We start from the raw sequence: 274 nt of genomic DNA, 5'->3' as shown, positions 1-274 counted from the left end.
TGCAGATGCAGAAAGGAAAATTCTGGAGTCTCGCATTCACCCTGATGCAGCCGAGCGGCCAATCTGCACGATGATTCCAGACGGCTATGCCGTTGCCTCCACAGGCACCATCGCCGTGGCGACGCACCGCTCCAACCACCCCGGCGTGACACCCGCCGCATCGCACCAGAGGCGCCGTGCCACCGCCCACTGCCCGCCGCCGGTCAGGAACAGCCGGGCCTCCTCGCGCTCCTCGGCGGTGACCGCGCGGGCGTTGCCGCCGCTGCGGCGCGGG

Annotated in this window: 1 protein-coding gene; it reads right to left on the bottom strand. The window is 69.7% G+C overall.

Annotated features, from left to right (window positions below; translation table 11 throughout):
- Nucleotides 1–84 precede the first annotated feature (84 nt).
- Nucleotides 85–274, bottom strand: a 190-nt coding sequence (locus tag M0638_RS28395) for a hypothetical protein (protein WP_248670317.1), incomplete at its 5' end; no start/stop codon positions are given.

Source organism: Roseomonas acroporae (assembly GCF_023223525.1).
GTDB lineage: Bacteria > Pseudomonadota > Alphaproteobacteria > Acetobacterales > Acetobacteraceae > Roseomonas_E > Roseomonas_E acroporae.
Note: the sequence above shows the minus strand (reverse complement) of the source record. Positions and strands in the feature narration are given on the sequence as shown.